Below are 16,512 nucleotides of genomic sequence, written 5' to 3' on the forward strand. Positions count from 1 at the left end.
GTTAATGTTTAGCTGGATAATTTTCTATTCTCATTCTTCTGTTCTTTTCATCACGTTTAATAGAAACGTGAATCCAGAAGATACCACATCTGTTGTATTCAAAAAGTAGTTGATCGTAAACGCAGTGAGCAACAATAAAGTCAAAATATTTACGAGCCAGATCTTTATCACAGCACCTGATGTCGGCAGCTTCACCAAACTGATGTTGGGAGTTACCAACTCCTCCTACACGCTGATTGAGCAAAGGGCAGCGGAAACCGCTATTGATTCTTATTACGCCGAAATGTTGACGCATAGGTTCTAGGATTTTTTCACACAGATACTTTAAGTTTTCAATCTCTGTTTCGCTAGGCATGTTGTCAATATGATGATTGATAGCAGTCTCAGAATAAATCATTTCATTAAGGGAGAAGTGCGAAGAAAGCATCTTCTTTTGAGTTTTTTTTAAAATCATAATCGTTAAAAAAAAAGGACAAAGCTACCGCTAGAGTGATTGTTCATCATCCTTTAAATAGTGGCTAATAACTAAGTCGTTGTTATATGTTTATTGGTTGCTTTTTATGTAATCATATTAAGATTTACATTATTTGCCCCTGCTTGTTGAAGCAGGGGCAAACATAATCTAATGTAAGTTATTTTTCTAATCATAATCATACAGTTTTAATAGCTTGATTGCTTATACAAATTTACGAAATGTGCAAGCGTTTTTGGGTGTTTTGTCGAAAACTTGCAAAAAACTAGTATGTTTTTGAAATTGTTTAACAATCGAAACACTTTTTAAAAGATTTGTACAAGATACTTGTAGACTCTTTCTTTTTTCTTTTTCTCATGTGTGCCATGCTGTCATAGGGATTATGAGGTAGTTTTTCACCTAATAAATCAAATATCAGACTACATGTTTCCTTGAAATTAAGCATGTGAAGATTCTCGCCTTCAATTAGTTTGTTTGCATAAAGTGCATAGCATATTTCAATAAGTTCAGACTTAGTTCCGTTCCAATAATATTTTTGGTTATTCATTATGATAAATCATTTTTTTGTTGTTAATAATGTTGTTAGTTTACCAAAGCAAAACGGGTATCAGTCTTGTGTTCATGTTAAGGGACATGAATATAGTAATTCATGGACTCACCCCGTCTAATCACATAGTGTTCTGACACGGCATTTATTTTTGGTATGAGATCGCATACATCGCCACATCAAACATATTGAGTCGTTCAGACATGAGGCAGGCATACCGATTCCCATACAGAATTTGTTCTTCTGTATCACAAAGGTATAAAAATATATTTTAACAACAAAATATTAAACAATATATATATAATAAAAATCCATATTTTCCTATCTTACAGTTAGGCATAAATATAATAAACAGATAATGTGTATGATAATAAGACACTTTCAGTAACTTTATTATTTTTGTTTGCTCATTAGCGAAAATATAATACATACCATATAGCTACTATATGGGATATTGTTTTCGTTTGCTTGATTGTTTTTCCTTATATCGTAATATAAACGGCCTATGCTCCCGCAGATCTCGCAGATTTACGCAGACAAAAGACTGTTTGGTTAAATGAGACGAACAACAATAACGGCCGTTCTCGCGTTTCTCGCGGAAAATAAATGCAGAAACTAAAGAAATTCGCTTGAGTTTATTGCTCACATAGTTTCGGAAAAACTTGCATGAAACCGCACCTAAAGGTACCAGGAAAAGCTAGCAAGAAATTCCCTTGAGAAATTCCACTCACGCAACTTTCTTGTATCTTTTTCGTGGCATCTTTAGATGCGGTTTCCTAATAATTAACAAAATAACGTGAGCAATAATGGGCCGTTTTTTTTATAAAGAATTTCGGCTGCGTTCGGCATAGCTCAAGCTAGCTTGGCTTTGCTCTTACTGGCACGAAATTTCCTTAGTTTCAGAATTTTATTTCCGTGAGAACGGCCGTTTATGTTGTTTGCAGTTTGTCTGCGTGAATCTGCGAGATCTGCGGGAGATAATGCCGTTCACATATACAAAGAACGAGCAATAAACAAAAAGGAAAAATAAGCAATCCGCGGACTCTTTAAAAAAAGAGCCCCCACACTCGCGTGTGAAGGCACTTAAATACATCCCCACTGGGATATACTCTTCTTAGCCTAAGTAGACTTCGAAGAAAATGAATAGAACTAACTATCCATTAATTATTTATAGTGATAATTATTTAGACGTCCTTCGATTCTCACGAACCTACTCTTCACATGAACGAGTCACAAGGGACATCGTAGAATTGAGTTATATCTTTTTCTTTTATCATACAGTTACAAATGCCTAACACGATGGAAGTATTCTTATAGACAGGAAGATGATCGGATTGTGACATTGTAAGTATGTTTCGACCGCTAAAGGCGGTATTTTTAAAAATAGATAAAGTGATTAATAAGCTAGAACAGCCCGAACATAGTAGTTACTACCCGTCTTACCGCTGACGTACACGTTCACATAGTTACTGCCGACGAGCACGATCACGGCGGCGCGGTTATCATCAATCTCTGACGCGGACCAAAAGTAATAAGCTCCGCTACCAGGTACTATTGTATTGCCACCTGCTGCTGTTAATTTTGCATTCAAATCACTGAAGTAATTATAAGTCAGACTTTGTGTTACATATGCAACTAAGCTTGTAGTACTTGTGTGCATAGTTTTTAATGTTGTCTTATCTGATACGGTCCATGTACCAAGATTTTCCATAAAATCCCACCATTCACCAGCACTTGGAAGATACCATCCGCTATTGGTGAAAGATTTAGTAGTTCCATCACTATAGTTCTTACAATAGTACCATGCATAGTTAGTGTTTGTACCTACATAACTACTATTTGCACTTAATGCATCATAACCACTGCTTACATCATCAAAACTTGTCTTCAATGTTGTTGCATAAAGATGACCAGTACTGCTATGATCAGTATAAGGAGAATTATAAGCATTTGCCCAATAACAATAGTTACCGCTATTTGCATTTTTAAGAGCAAGAACTCTTCCATGACGGCAACCGGCATTGTATTGAGCCAGAGTAACCTCACTAGAGAAGATGATACCAACCGTCTGACCTGATATGAATGTAGTTCCATTAGTACCGTCAGCATAAAGATAGTTACCTATAGGAGCATCACCCATATACATATTACTTCTGGTGCTTGGTGCCGTTGCTGTATAGGTTACCCTTGCATCTCCATTGCCACCACTTGCACCAAGATTTATAGTGCAATTATAGTTCAAGTTACGATAGACGTTAAAATTTTTTAAATCGGTCGCAGGTGTGGCGGTATTCGTCATTCCACCAAGATAGATTCGATAAGTGGAAGTCCAGCCAGTGCCCTTAGCGTTAACAAGAAGATAACTCGCTGAAGTGGGAGCATTACTGCTGTTTCTGGACTTCTCGTCTGTGACACTGTTGCTGCTACCACACAGGTTCTCATATATATAATAGGTCTTTGACAGATCTGTAGTCTGGGTCAGACCTGTTACAGCAGCAAAGTCGTTGTAGCTACCTGTTCCCGCAGGAGGAGGGGAAACTGGAACATGGCTGTCTGTGATATAACTACTAAGAGGAACATGGCAGAGCTGATAGCCCGTGATTGTTACGCCGGTTGCTGGCTTTATCGTGAAGCTAAACTTACCGCACTGATGATAAAGCGGGATGGTAAACTGATTAGTGCCAGAATCTATCGTCGGTACATCAATATGACCTATCATCATTGCACCCGTACTACCAGCTGTACTGCCGTTGTTCTCTAAATCGGCAGGGCTGCCTATCGTGGTGTACATGGCATTCAGCTTATCTATGGTATTCACACCAGCAAAGTAACCCTCAGGACCAATATTGGCAATAGCATAGATGGTGCATCCTGTAGCAGAACGCGCGGTTACCGAAATATCAACGGGAGCAGGAGAAACAGGTGAGACATACTTGCTGCCGATAAGAGACCCTCCGGCATCAAAAACCAGTATTGTGATATCGCTCACGGTATTCTCATTGTCTGCAGTTATCGAGCGTGTCTGAGCCCCATCGTTGATATTGAAAGTAAGACGCACGATGGTACTGTCTGAGGAGCCATTAGGAAAGGGTCCAACGGAGTCATCGGTGGCACAGGAACTTAAACCCAATGCCATCAAAAGTAACATCAATGAGCCAAATGAGGCTAGTGAAGTATAGATGTTTCGTATGTATCGTGTATAGTGTTTCATCCTTGTAATCATATTCTTATCATCAGTTCTTTTCATCAATAGAAAATAGTGCTTCCATTTACATCGCTCCATGGGATGACATTCAGATTAACACCCATTTTGCCTACGTCAACAACTATTACCTTATCATCCTCTGGCTGAAGAGAGATAAGACTGCCGTCAGAATCGGAATTACTTGTAAAGATAGGGTAACCGTCTTTATAGAGGCTGAACGTGACGTGCTCGCCATCAGCTGTGGGCATGGCGTTGATGATATCGGTTGAGAAAGTGCCATTGCTGTCGAAACTCCCGTGAGGCTCATACTCAATACTGTCGCCCTTGATACTGCCGTCAAAGGCAAGGGCATCACGGAACCCTCTCAACTTAACGGTGTATTTGCCGTCTCCAAGTTGGGTCAGCAGATGCTTGATAACGATGTGTATACGCACGTTTTTGTTCATCATCGTTAGGGTGGCTGTAGTGGAGTCAGTCAGTGACTCTCCTGGAGTGTAGCTGAAATTGCCGTAGCACAGATAGTTCACGGGAGTGGTCTCTGCAATGCTGGCAGAAGAACGGGACTCTGAAGGATACTTCAGACTGGCGCAGACACTACTGATGTCCTCTCCCACTGAAGGGATGACCAGCGAAACGCTGTCTACCGTACCTGCTCCCACAGCGACAAGCTGCATAGGCTGGCTGTTGTCGAAGCAGATATAGTAGCGGCCATTGCTTTCAGGAGTAACCTCCTGAACAAAACGACCCGAGAGAAACATATAGGTATGCACCGTTCCCGCGACGGAATCAGGCAGAAGCGCTCCCGTCTTTGTCACAAGGCGCACGCCGACACTATACTGCACACGACTACTATCGTCGTCGTTTATGCAGCCGGTCAGTAACATCAGCAGTGACAGTATCGGGATTATCATTATTTGCCTTTTCTTCATCGCGTTACGTGAATTTCGTTGTTATTCTTTTTTCTTTCGTATTAATTGAATGTATTCGACTGAGTGGCATCAACGAACGAATTAACTGTGACGATATTGGCTGTAACAGTCTCTGGGTCCAAAGATTTTGTTGGACTGTCTGCACCCTTACCCTTAATGATTACGTCTACAATATAGTTCTTGTTTGGATATACCTGCTTAGGGGTTGTACCTTCAGCGGCATTACCGTTATCAGAGTTGTAGTTGATGTTAACTGGATAGTAGACTGGAACTGTAGTACCTTTACCGTCAGGATCAAAGGAACCTTTGATAACAAGCTGTGTGGGCTTTGTGGAATTGTTGGGCATGGTATAAAGATACAATAGGTTCGTACCGGCTGTGCCCCAGTTAGACGTCGTCGCAAGTGTCTTATCCTTAAGGGTACCATCAAGGGTACCTGTTCCCAGATAAGACTTTAAAGAAGCATCACCTATCAGACCATTATAATAATTAGGGGTATTGGTAGGGGTTGTCAAATAATTATAGACGTATGAGGTCGGGGTATTTGCAGGATAGAAATCGAAGTCTAACTTATCAGGGACATTGTACATAAACACCTCTGTTGGAGTGAATGTAGCGTCCTTGTAGGCTCCGGTTGCATCAAAGGCTACTTTGAGAGATTTCAGGGTTACCTTTGCTACCATGTGGGATACAGCTACGTCTGCCGTGTAAGCTGGGGTGGTCCCGATTTGAGTTATTTTTGCAGCACCAAACATGGGAAGATTTGCTGGGTCTACAGTTCCAGTACCACTTACAGGGAGAGCATCATCAATCCCGAGAGTACTTTTTTCGAAGGCTAATTCGGTAAGAACACCAGTGAAGGTTCCAGCTGGAGCATTCACCGCTACAAGTATATGATCGTCTGCAACAAGCTGACTGGTGATGATTTCAGGAGCAGCTGCATTCAGGGCATCCTGTATTGTCTTTACGGCACCTGTTGTCTTATCAAAGATGCCTATCGTGACGCGGTTGATTTTATTCTCAGCATCCGTACCAGGATCTGTATAGGCTGCCGCACGAGTGTCGGCAGGTTTAAGATTTATCTTCAGGGTCTGAGTACCCGTTGAAGGCTTCTCTGTGCTCAGGTTTTCATCACTTGAGCATGATGTAAATAAGCCCTGCGTGGCTATGGTTGCCAATGCGAAGAAGGCTAGTATTGCTGGTTTTGTTCTCATAATTATAAATCAATTTAATTATTAATATTATTTTTATTCCTTTTCGTTATTTCATCTTCATCAGTTCGCTCAAAGCTTTGTCTGCCTGAGTAACTCCGGCTGCCTTTGCCATCTTTAGGTAAACCTCTGCCTTATCGCGGTTGCCCTCGCTAAGATAAAGAAGTCCCATATTGCAGTAGGCTCTTGAATCAGTCTCCCAGCGCTTAAGATACTTATGCGCAAGGGTTACATCGTTACGTGTGAGAGCCACACCGGCTGCATTGATGTTTGCCTCGGGATTATCAGGGAAGAGACGGGCTGTCAAGTCCACGATATCGTTGTATTCGCGAGAACCTTTCTTATAGAATCCTGCTGTGGCATAGAGTTCACCCAGCGTCATCGTTGCAGGGTTTGAACCAAGATGCTGCATGGCAGAGTTGCTGTCGAAACCATCGTGACGGAAGGTCAGCGTATATTTGATGCGGTATACCTTCGGGAAGATGAACTTCACCATATACTCATAAGGCATACCGTGACCGATGTTCTCAATTTCACGCTCACGACCGTTGACTACGTCGATACTCTTGATGATGTCTACAACTGCTTCGCGGAGGTTCATGCCGCTACCAGCTACAAGAGAAGAGATGCTGTCCCAGTCTTCAGCTAGCCAACTCACGTTAAGGTCGTTGCGATTGGTGAGCTTCTGCTTCATCAAATACTTCTTTAAATCAAGGGAACGTTCCATTGCCTCACTCTCGTTGCGGCGGTAGTTGCCGATAGGAGCACCGAAACCGTTGATGCGAAGACCTACGAGGCTCGTACCGTAACGCTGCAATTCACTTTTCACGTCAGTGGCGATGGTATTGAACACGGTGCGGTTGAATCTGCTGCCGCTGAGTTTGGCGAGCGACTTGTTACCGAAGATTTGAATCTCACCGCTGCGATGGAACTTGTCAATGTCGGAGCCCTGAGGCTGAAGAAACTGAACATAGTCCATCAGGTTATAATAATGTACATTGGGATCGGGATTATCATTGCTCATGTCGTGAAGATAGATGTTCTTCAGCACAAGGTCCTCATAGACGTGTCCGCGGTGACCGGTACAGTTAAGTTCCTCACTCTCCACATACATGCGGCACTCCTGCATCCAGTCCTTATAAGGAACTGTGGTGTCGTAGATGAAGTAGCGCTTGGCAGCATGGCTGTCCTTGACAACGATGGGCATGTTGCGGCGATTGTCGGAAAGGACTTCTGTGCGATGAGCATCGCGCTCACGCTCACGACCATTGATGACCACTGAAGACAGGACTGAGACGGCACTGTCTGTCTTCAGGACAGGAGTGAAGACGAGCGACTCACAGCTGCCAACGACACTGCTGTCGTAGCTTACCTTCATGCGGACACGGAGTAGGTCGCCCTGACGGGTGAAGTTCTCGGAGTTGACGTAGATCTGACCGCCGTAGACAGTCTGGGCGGATGCTGCGGATACCGTTCCGCTGAAGGCAAGAAGAAAGAATGCAGATTGTAATAGTTTCATTTCTCTATAAATATTATTTCATTGTTATTATCTTATTATTATCACTTAATGATATACACCAGTGATACCGAAAGGGAGACAGGACCGACATAGTCCCTACCCTTTGTATATTCAAGGTAGCCATAGGTTCCCTCACGGTAATGGCGATAACGCAGATGGAGATAGCCCGCAGAAAGGGATGTATCTATGCCCCAGTGGGGAGAGAGAATCCTGTGCCAGCCGAAGGTGAGTCCGGCACCGTTGAAGTTGCCTTCAGCACGATGACTGGTAAGACGAAAAACGGGAATGCGGTTTAGGTTGAAACCTCCATGAATGCCAAAGACTCCGATATAGGGACCACGGAAGGACTTACGGAACCAATGACGGGCTTCGTACTGGACTGACCAGTTCTTCCATTTACGGTCACTGCCGTAGGATATAGGGCAGTAAGTTGAGGAAACGCTCAGGGTAAGAGTACTGTCAAGGCGGACCTCAGCACCCAGGGATGGAATGCATAATGCGTCATAAAGCAAATTGGACTTCAGCGCGACATGCTGCGCATGAAGGCGCAAGGATGGCATAGATACCAATAAAAGCAAAAATGACTTTAATATAATATCACTCATCCTACATTTCGTACTATGAAATTTTAATTTACTCATCCAATTATCTCTTCTATAATTACACGTTCCGTTACTTTACAAGTAACAGAAAGGAACATAAGACTTTTAGGGTACAAAATTGCACGAAGAGGGCTGGCACGCGTAAATTGTTGTTACGTGTGACAGGAGGATATAGATGAGAAAATATTTAAAATATGTTCAAATACGAGTATGTTTTGAACGTCTGTGTCCTCATTAATATGTTTTTCCGCGGTTTTTGGTTAATTAATGCAAAATTATATGTAACTCAATAAATTAATCACTACATTTGCCAAATAATATTTATAGCTGTTACTTGTAAAGTAACGGCTGTTTTTATTTGTACCTGAGAGTCTGTGTTATGGGCGTAATCGCCTGTCAAAAAGACAATTCAACACTTCATTTATTTTCCACGCACCTGCATACCTTTCTGTTGGCAAGCCCGATCTCTTTGGCATTGAAGCCCTTGAGATATATCTGCGTGGTCTTGATGTCGGCATGACCGAGAGCGGAACTGATCACCTCCACAGGAACATGACAGTACAAAGCTGTGGTAGCCCAAGAATGGCGGATGGTGTAGGAAGACACATGAGCCTTGATACCAAGCTTACTGGCAAGACGCGAAAGACTGGCGTTGAACTTGCGAAGCAATGACTGGTAATGGCGATAGCCCTCCTCGGTATTCATGTCTGAAGGGCATACTGCCGCTTTCTCTATAAGAGCAACAGTTTCTTTATTAACAGGAATACTCACACAGACACCCGTCTTACGGCGACTGTAGTTCAGAGATCCGTCTTTGACTGAATCAGCGCCGACATGCTGAAAATCAACAAAGGGAATACCACAGAGACAATACATCAGCCTGGCGATCTGCTGGGCACGGATAAGGGCTGGACTGCTTACCTTGCCAAAAAAGAGTTTATTCAGGTCAACAGGCGACATCGCCTTCTTATGGCTTTTGTCAATGCCCGTAAAAACATCGTGAAACAGGTTATAGACATGTTTGGCAAGCCCTGCATAAACAGCTTTGTTATATAAGGCACGGAGCATGCGCATATAAGTGGACTGAGTATTGGGGGAATAATGCCGCTCTATAAGATACCTTTTAAACAGATAAAGTGAATTACGGTTTATCTCACTGAAACGGATAACATCGTGACCGAGACATTTACAGAATGAGCGCAGTGAAATGTCATAAAGGTGCGCGGTTGCAAAACGACCCTCTTGCCGAAGGTCATAAATACAGGTTTGGGTAAAAGATGAGAATGTTACTGACATAATAATTAAAATAATATTTAAAAAGTGAATTACAAATTTACAAATCAAAGACCAATAAAAAGAACCTACAATCTCATTTTAAATTTAATAACAGACGAATCACTGTTATTTAAGTACAGATTATATATGTCAGTCAAAATAATAGACAAAGGGGGTTCCTTGCAGTTCCCCACTAATACTCTTTACTGTATATATTTGCAGTATCTGCTAAAACAGATGCATATTCCCGCAGATTTCTTTCTCTTTGTATGTAGCTATACTATCTGTAAAACGGCCTATTCTCCCGCAGATCTCACAGATAATCGCAGACGAACCACAATAGTAACACTAACTGTCTTTCTCTGCGTAAATCTGCGAGAAAATTACCAGATAACCAAACCGTTATTAGATATGTGCAAAGATAGAACTATTGTTCATACAAAGCGCCATAATAACGCACTAGAAAACAACTTTACCTTTCCATGATGTTAATCCCATATTATCACCTGAAGCATCAGCACGGTTCACAATAATTTCTGCTGCAGTTTTATTGGTAACAGCATATAATAATTTATTTTGTGTTTCTGCAAAAAACATTTGTACAAATGAGATGAATTTTCATAAAATACACACATTTTACAATCTACAGCAAGCTTTTTATGTTTTAAATTCATCATAAATAACGAAGAGACAATAGGGGAATTAGAAATAATGTAAAATATATTTAAAGCAATTTTATCTTAAAGTGATACATATATATTTATCAGCATCCGAATATTTCTTAATAGTTTACAAGAACGTGGAGGATAGTGGAGGTTGGTGGAAGCACATCTTCACCGCTAATACACTATCAATCAAGCATTTATATTACCAATAGAGGTTGTTTGCTCTTTTTAAAAGTTTTGGGATTTTTTTATTTTTCATAATTTAGTATGTAAAAGAATACTCATCAATATTTTTTTTACAAGTAAGTCGTTGCACCTTACCAGATTGGTTGTTATTCATTCTTACATGATGTGTGTACAGAAAGAACTTTAAATATCCAAACATTTAAATCTTTCTATAAGAAATACTATAAACCTAAATCGGTATACTTAGAAAAACATTTAACGATAAGCTGCACAACACATTAATGATCAAACAAATCCAGTTATATAATAACCACTTGTACCATGTCGCTATAAAAAGTTTCTTAATCAAAACTTTGTAACACTCATCAAGTCATTTAGTTAAAGTACAATAACTATTTTGGCGAATTATAATTTTTTATTTAACTTTGCCGGTTAAAAGGAAAAATTGTATATGGCAGAAGATAAACTCAGGCTAATGCAGCAATTAGTTGCTCAACTTAACAAAGCAGCAGACGCATACTACAACGGACAAGGTGAACTCATGACTGATTATGAGTGGGATGCCATGTTCGATAAGGTTAAGCAATTAGAAGCTGAGACTGGGCAACGTTTTCCTGACTCTCCAACCAATCGCGTTTCTGAAGACAATATAAGTGGCAATAAAGAAGAACATGAATTTGCCGCTCTTTCACTTGCAAAGACAAAAGATCCTCAAGAACTAGCGAAATGGGCTGAAAGTAAACCAATATGGTTAAGTTGGAAACTTGACGGATTAACATTAGTAGTTACATTTGACAATGGCAAATTGACAAAAGTTGTTACTCGAGGAAATGGACATATTGGAACTAACATAACTAATTTAGCATCAGCTATAGATGGCATTCCTCAAAATATAAATTCTGAGGGACATGTTGTTGTACGTGGAGAATGCGTAATCAGCTATAAAGATTTTGAACAATTCAATATCGAAAGCGAAGAAGAATATGCTAATCCAAGAAATCTAGCCTCAGGCTCTCTTACTCTAAAAGACCTGAACGAAGTGAAACGTCGCCATTTGAAATGGATACCATTTACATTAGTATATACCGACGAGGAAATACTATCATGGGGTGCAAGAATGGATTGGCTAGAAAGAAATGGCATGAAAGCTGTTGAGAGACAATTTATAGAAAATCCTGATTTAGAAAATATCACTAAGGCTATTGACAACTGGACAGTAAGAGTAACTGGAACTTCAAAAGATGACACTAATGAAAATAACTCCAACCCCTACCCTGTTGACGGACTTGTGATTACATACGATGATACTGAATATGCACAAACTGGCAGTATCACCGGACACCATGCTACACGCGCAGGATACGCTTTCAAATGGAAAGATGAAAGTGCTGAAACAGAATTAGATCATATTGAATGGAGCTGTGCAGCAAGAACGATTTCGCCTGTTGCTGTTTTCCATCCAGTAACATTGGAAGGTACAACTGTAAAGCGTGCATCATTGTGCAATATCAGTGAATGTGAGCGACTGGATATTGGTGATAAAGGCACTCGCATCAGCGTAATCAAAGCAAACAAGATCATACCAAAAGTCATTAAAGTTGACAACAAAGTTGGACTATTACAGATTCCAGACAAATGTCCGGTATGTGGTTCACCCACAGAGGTGACAATAAGTCCTGCTAGTCAGACAAAGACATTGCATTGCACAAACCACAAATGTCCTGCAAAACAACTAAGAAAGTTTGCAAGATTTGTAAGCAAGGATGGAGTTAACATAGACGGTATTTCTGAACAGACTGTCGCAAAGTTCATTAATCTAGGATGGGTTAAAGAGTATGCAGATTTGTTTAAGTTGAAAGCTCATGCTATTGAATTATCCTTCATGGAAGGATTTGGAGACAGAAGCGTACGAAACTTATTAAAATCCATCGAGGCTGCACGTAACGTGGAGGCACATCATCTGTTATATGCTCTCAGCATTCCATTGTGTGGTCAGGATGTATGTAATCGTCTTCTCAAAGTTTATCCGTTGCAACAGTTAATAGAAATTGCAAGTGGAAATAGTCAGGGAGTTGTTGCTGGAGGAGATACTCCTTTCGCTGTCATTTCAGGAATAGGACCTGAAAAGAGCGCACGAATTGTAGAATGGTTTCACGATGAGAAAAATCAAACTATTGTAGCCAACCTCCTTAAGCAGATAAATGTCACACAGGAAGATAAAGACACTGAAGGTGACTTATGCAATGGACTTACATTTGTAATAACGGGTGATGTATACGAATACAAAAATCGCAACCAACTAAAGGCATATATTGAGAGCCAAGGGGGAAAAGTAACGGGTAGCGTAAGCAAGTCTACAAGCTATCTGATAAACAATGACTTACAATCCGCCAGCTCAAAAAATCAAAAGGCAAATCAACTTGGCATTAAAATAATTTCGGAAAAAGACTTCATGGAGAAGTTCACACAAGTAAAGTAAAGTAAATAAAATAAATAAGCCCCATACGACTCATGGCAAATTTTAAGAGAATCATTTTTATTACTATATATATAATATGTATAGCCATACCGTCACTTGCTCAAGATGTCGGTAGCAATAGTTATTCTCCCAAAATAGCACTCAAAACGAATATGCTATTTGATGCAGCAATAACTCCAAACTTAGAAGTAGAAACCACTCTAGGCAAGCAAAAACGAATGAGTATAATGGCTGAGATTTGGTTTCCTTGGTATAAGACAAAAAGTAACACGAAAGCTTACGAGGTTAATATGGCTGGTATTGAAACTCGATACTGGATGAGTAAACAAGATATTAGTCATCCTTTATTGGGACATTTTATTGGGTTATATGCTGCAATTGGCAAATACGACTTAGAATGGAATGCAAAAGGTAATCAGGGAGAATTTTACAGTACAGGTATAACCTATGGATGGACTCACAAACTAGGTAGGAAACTTAATATTGAGCTTTCTCTATCTTCAGGTATTGCTGTTGGTCCTTACAAACATTATGAGGCAATGTATGAATATCAGCATCTTATTTATCAATATAGCAAACACTGGACATACGTTGGTCCAACTAAAGCAAAAATTAGTTTGGTATGGTTATTAGGAAAAAGCAAGAAAGGAGGCGCTAAATGAAAAAGTTGATTTTTATATTAATCGCATCATTGGTACTTGTTTGCGCTTGTGACCGTAGACCATTAGAATATGTTTCTGATGATAATGCTGTAGTTGCAATAAAATATGACTGGGAGACAGCCGTTGGAGCTCCTCCATCGGGAGTAACGTTAATGGCTTATGGCAGCGATGGCTCTACGCAACAGAATATATCAAACAACACGACCAGTATGCCATTAAACCTGGGAGTAGGAATGTGGAAAATGTTATCTTTCAATCTTAGCACCACTGAATTCAATTCATTCACATTTAACAAAATGAATAACTATGATTCAGCACAAGTGAAATTGAATGATATTGAATCAAGTACTTACACAAATGGGACTTGGGATGCAGGAGTTGAATATAAACAGGAGCCTGAGGATCTTGCTGTTATCACTGATACAATAATAATAACAGAAGAAATGATATCAGGTTCAAAAAACTTCAATACAACAGGAAGTGATTCGACAACTAAGAAATATGTCATAAAAGAAACGCCAAAACCTGTAAATACAAAACTAACTATAAGAATTAGGGTTAACAACATTAATAGTATTAAAAGTTCAATAGGCTCCATAAATGGTTTGGCTGGAGGATATATCCTTACAACACACCATGCCTCTACAGACAAGGCAACATTTCTATTACAGGACATGAAGGCTAGCGTCGATTCAACAGGAGCCACAAGCGGTTGGTTGACTATAAACTTGTCAACTTTTGGCTTACCATACGGTAAAGAAAATATTAATTCACGAATTGATGATGACAATGTACTAACGCTATATCTCCAACTGAACGACAACAAAACAGAAAAACTATTTACCTACAATGTAGGCAAAATTATAAATTATGCACAAGAAGTAACAAGAGCATTGGAGCCAACCTCTAAGGTTACACAGAACTTATTACTTATCATTAACGACGGTCCTGAGTTACCTAAGATTGACAATCATAATTCAGGAGGTAGTGGATTTGATGCTGAAGTTGATGACTGGGGAGATGGCGGTACTACTGATATCAATATATAGGAAGGTAGATCTTTAACATAAAATACTTAATTGCGGCGTTAAACATGTTAAACAAAACTAAATAACAAGAGAAGATTTGGTTGATACATGATTATCACATAATTTTGCATCGATTTTTAGGAACCATAATGGATTTATAAGTATCCTAGTTCAAGACAAGTAAATATTTAGATTAAATTTAAGCTCAAAAAAGGAGCAAATAAAAATTCAAGTAAATTAAAAACACTTATGAAAAAGATTCTATTGTTTACTGTTGCTGCTGCAACAGTAATGGCACTAGCTGGTTGTTCACAGAATTCAGACTTGGCTGATACAGAAGGAACTACACAAACGCCAGTTTCATTTGATACATATTTGGCAAAAACCCGTGCTGGGGCGATTGGTTCGGAAACTACAGAAACTCTTAAGACAAATGGATTTGGAGTGTTAGCCTGTTATACAGAAGGTGATTATAACCAAACCAATGATGCACCTAACTTTATGTACAACACTAAAGTTACTGGAAGCACTGCAGCAGACGGTTCAACAACTTGGAGTTACGATCAAAAACGCTATTGGCCAACTAGTGGCAAAATCAGTTTCTTTGCATACGCACCCTATGTTAATATTCAGGGCACAGAGACTTCTGGTATTATAAGTCTTAGTAACAACTATACCAGTAATCCCAATATTACTTATAACTTAGGTGGTGATATAACAAACTGTGTAGACCTGCTTAAAGGTGTTAAAAAAGGAACAGACGCTGATAATAATATTAATTTAACGAGTGAAAGCGGCGTTGTTGGATTCACGTTCAAACACGCCTTAGCTAAATTTAACATTAATGCTGTAGCTTCATCTGCAGTTGATGCAAATACTAAGATTACTATTGATAATATTACAATCACAAATACAAATCTTTATCAATCAGGAACTTTAAGTCTTGTTGATGGCACTTGGTTATATGGTGGTAGCGGAAATATTAGTCTTTCGATTGATAAAACCGGCATTAATAAAGATTTTGCAGAACCTGGAGACCCAACTGCTATACAAAATGTAAACGGAGTAACAACTGTGGCTGAGTCTATACTGGCTGATAATAAATCATGTTATTTAATACCTTTAACATCATACAGTACCCCGAAAATGACCATAACGGTAACATATTGGGTTAGAACGTTTTATAAGGACATACCAGCAGAAGCTAATATAAGCCAAAAGTATACTGTTACAAAAGATATCACATTTGCGGGCAACTTTGAGGCAAACAAACAATATAGTTTAAATTTAACCATTGGTAATGCTCCTAAAGCTATTACATTCGATGCAAATATTTCAGATTGGGGTACAGGTACGACAAATCCTAGCGGTCTTGATTTATCGGTCAACTAAGCAGTAGAATCAACTAATTATATATAAAGAGGGGGACAAAGCCTACAGGCTTTGTCCCCTCTTTGTATTATATATATGTTAACGAATATTTATTAACATAATGTTAGGGCACACATAGTTAAACTAAATTAACCAAACTTCTATATATTTTTGATTTAAATAAAAAAGGACTATATTTGCTATACACAAAAATAAAAGAAAGAAGATTTAGCATTAAAAAGTCAAAGAAGCATTAAAAGTTAAGATTAAAATATTTTAGAGCGATAAAATATCAAAGTGATCACAATATTACTAAATTCAACTTTATCTTAGATAGATTATTAAAACTGTTGAACGCATT

The 16,512-nt window shown here is 39.4% G+C and carries 13 protein-coding genes; 4 read left to right on the forward strand and 9 right to left on the reverse strand.

Annotation, left to right across the window (positions count from 1 at the left end; translation table 11 throughout):
- Nucleotide 1: 1 nt before the first annotated feature.
- From prwr041_RS13285 to rhuM, 9 genes are all read right to left on the reverse strand, one after another.
- The gene (locus prwr041_RS13285; protein WP_207153732.1) at nt 2–454 is read right to left on the reverse strand and encodes a D-Ala-D-Ala carboxypeptidase family metallohydrolase; all 453 of its coding nucleotides are present in this window, start codon (nt 452–454) and stop codon (nt 2–4) included.
- 304 nt (nt 455–758) lie between these two features.
- Nucleotides 759–1,019 carry an RteC domain-containing protein gene (locus prwr041_RS13290; RefSeq protein ID WP_207154262.1) on the reverse strand — a complete coding sequence of 87 codons (261 nt, stop codon included), beginning with the start codon at nt 1,017–1,019 and terminating at the stop codon, nt 759–761.
- A gap of 1,396 nt (nt 1,020–2,415) precedes the next feature.
- A complete protein-coding gene (locus prwr041_RS13295) occupies nt 2,416–4,266 on the reverse strand; it encodes a DUF4906 domain-containing protein (protein WP_237072254.1) in 1,851 nt (616 codons plus the stop codon).
- Nucleotides 4,266–4,982: a FimB/Mfa2 family fimbrial subunit gene (locus tag prwr041_RS13300; RefSeq protein ID WP_207154263.1), complete on the reverse strand. Its 717-nt coding sequence runs from the start codon at nt 4,980–4,982 to the stop codon at nt 4,266–4,268. Before prwr041_RS13300 ends, prwr041_RS13295 begins: the two co-directional genes overlap by 1 nt.
- 212 nt (nt 4,983–5,194) lie before the next feature.
- Nucleotides 5,195–6,367, reverse strand: a complete 1,173-nt coding sequence (locus prwr041_RS13305; RefSeq protein WP_207154264.1) for a fimbrial protein — start codon at nt 6,365–6,367, stop codon at nt 5,195–5,197.
- Between the two features lie 46 nt (nt 6,368–6,413).
- Nucleotides 6,414–7,883, reverse strand: coding sequence for a tetratricopeptide repeat protein (locus tag prwr041_RS13310; RefSeq protein WP_207154265.1), 1,470 nt, complete (start codon nt 7,881–7,883; stop codon nt 6,414–6,416).
- Nucleotides 7,884–7,924: 41 nt separating this feature from the next.
- Entirely contained in the window at nt 7,925–8,524 is a 600-nt protein-coding gene (locus prwr041_RS13315) for a DUF3575 domain-containing protein (RefSeq protein ID WP_207154266.1), read from the reverse strand.
- A 378-nt stretch (nt 8,525–8,902) separates the two neighbouring features.
- Nucleotides 8,903–9,781, reverse strand: a complete 879-nt coding sequence (locus prwr041_RS13320) for a tyrosine-type recombinase/integrase (RefSeq protein WP_207154267.1) — start codon at nt 9,779–9,781, stop codon at nt 8,903–8,905.
- 438 nt (nt 9,782–10,219) lie between these two features.
- Complete coding sequence (gene rhuM / locus prwr041_RS13325; RefSeq protein ID WP_237072255.1) at nt 10,220–10,357, reverse strand: RhuM family protein; 138 nt, start codon at nt 10,355–10,357, stop codon at nt 10,220–10,222.
- 705 nt (nt 10,358–11,062) lie between these two features.
- Here rhuM and ligA point away from each other — a divergent pair.
- From ligA to prwr041_RS13345, 4 genes are all read left to right on the forward strand, one after another.
- Nucleotides 11,063–13,090, forward strand: a complete 2,028-nt coding sequence (ligA, locus tag prwr041_RS13330) for an NAD-dependent DNA ligase LigA (protein WP_207154268.1) — start codon at nt 11,063–11,065, stop codon at nt 13,088–13,090.
- Between the two features lie 32 nt (nt 13,091–13,122).
- On the forward strand, nt 13,123–13,752 hold the full coding sequence (locus prwr041_RS13335) for a DUF3575 domain-containing protein (RefSeq protein WP_207154269.1): 630 nt from the start codon (nt 13,123–13,125) through the stop codon (nt 13,750–13,752).
- Entirely contained in the window at nt 13,749–14,801 is a 1,053-nt protein-coding gene (locus prwr041_RS13340; RefSeq protein ID WP_207154270.1) for a DUF5119 domain-containing protein, read from the forward strand. Before prwr041_RS13335 ends, prwr041_RS13340 begins: the two co-directional genes overlap by 4 nt.
- 228 nt (nt 14,802–15,029) lie before the next feature.
- A complete protein-coding gene (locus prwr041_RS13345; RefSeq protein ID WP_207154271.1) occupies nt 15,030–16,172 on the forward strand; it encodes a fimbrillin family protein in 1,143 nt (380 codons plus the stop codon).
- Nucleotides 16,173–16,512: the final 340 nt, after the last annotated feature.

This window comes from Prevotella herbatica, from assembly GCF_017347605.1.
GTDB classification, from domain to species: Bacteria; Bacteroidota; Bacteroidia; order Bacteroidales; family Bacteroidaceae; genus Prevotella; species Prevotella herbatica.

Coding starts and splice junctions, on each gene's coding strand:
- prwr041_RS13285 (WP_207153732.1), bottom strand. CDS start 454: ATGATTTTAAAAAAAACTCAAAAGAAGATGCTTTCTTCGCACTTCTCC.
- prwr041_RS13290 (WP_207154262.1), bottom strand. CDS start 1,019: ATGAATAACCAAAAATATTATTGGAACGGAACTAAGTCTGAACTTATT.
- prwr041_RS13295 (WP_237072254.1), bottom strand. CDS start 4,266: ATGAAAAGAACTGATGATAAGAATATGATTACAAGGATGAAACACTAT.
- prwr041_RS13300 (WP_207154263.1), bottom strand. CDS start 4,982: ATGTTTCTCTCGGGTCGTTTTGTTCAGGAGGTTACTCCTGAAAGCAAT.
- prwr041_RS13305 (WP_207154264.1), bottom strand. CDS start 6,367: ATGAGAACAAAACCAGCAATACTAGCCTTCTTCGCATTGGCAACCATA.
- prwr041_RS13310 (WP_207154265.1), bottom strand. CDS start 7,883: ATGAAACTATTACAATCTGCATTCTTTCTTCTTGCCTTCAGCGGAACG.
- prwr041_RS13315 (WP_207154266.1), bottom strand. CDS start 8,524: ATGAGTAAATTAAAATTTCATAGTACGAAATGTAGGATGAGTGATATT.
- prwr041_RS13320 (WP_207154267.1), bottom strand. CDS start 9,781: ATGTCAGTAACATTCTCATCTTTTACCCAAACCTGTATTTATGACCTT.
- rhuM (WP_237072255.1), bottom strand. CDS start 10,357: ATGTTTTTTGCAGAAACACAAAATAAATTATTATATGCTGTTACCAAT.
- ligA (WP_207154268.1), top strand. CDS start 11,063: ATGGCAGAAGATAAACTCAGGCTAATGCAGCAATTAGTTGCTCAACTT.
- prwr041_RS13335 (WP_207154269.1), top strand. CDS start 13,123: ATGGCAAATTTTAAGAGAATCATTTTTATTACTATATATATAATATGT.
- prwr041_RS13340 (WP_207154270.1), top strand. CDS start 13,749: ATGAAAAAGTTGATTTTTATATTAATCGCATCATTGGTACTTGTTTGC.
- prwr041_RS13345 (WP_207154271.1), top strand. CDS start 15,030: ATGAAAAAGATTCTATTGTTTACTGTTGCTGCTGCAACAGTAATGGCA.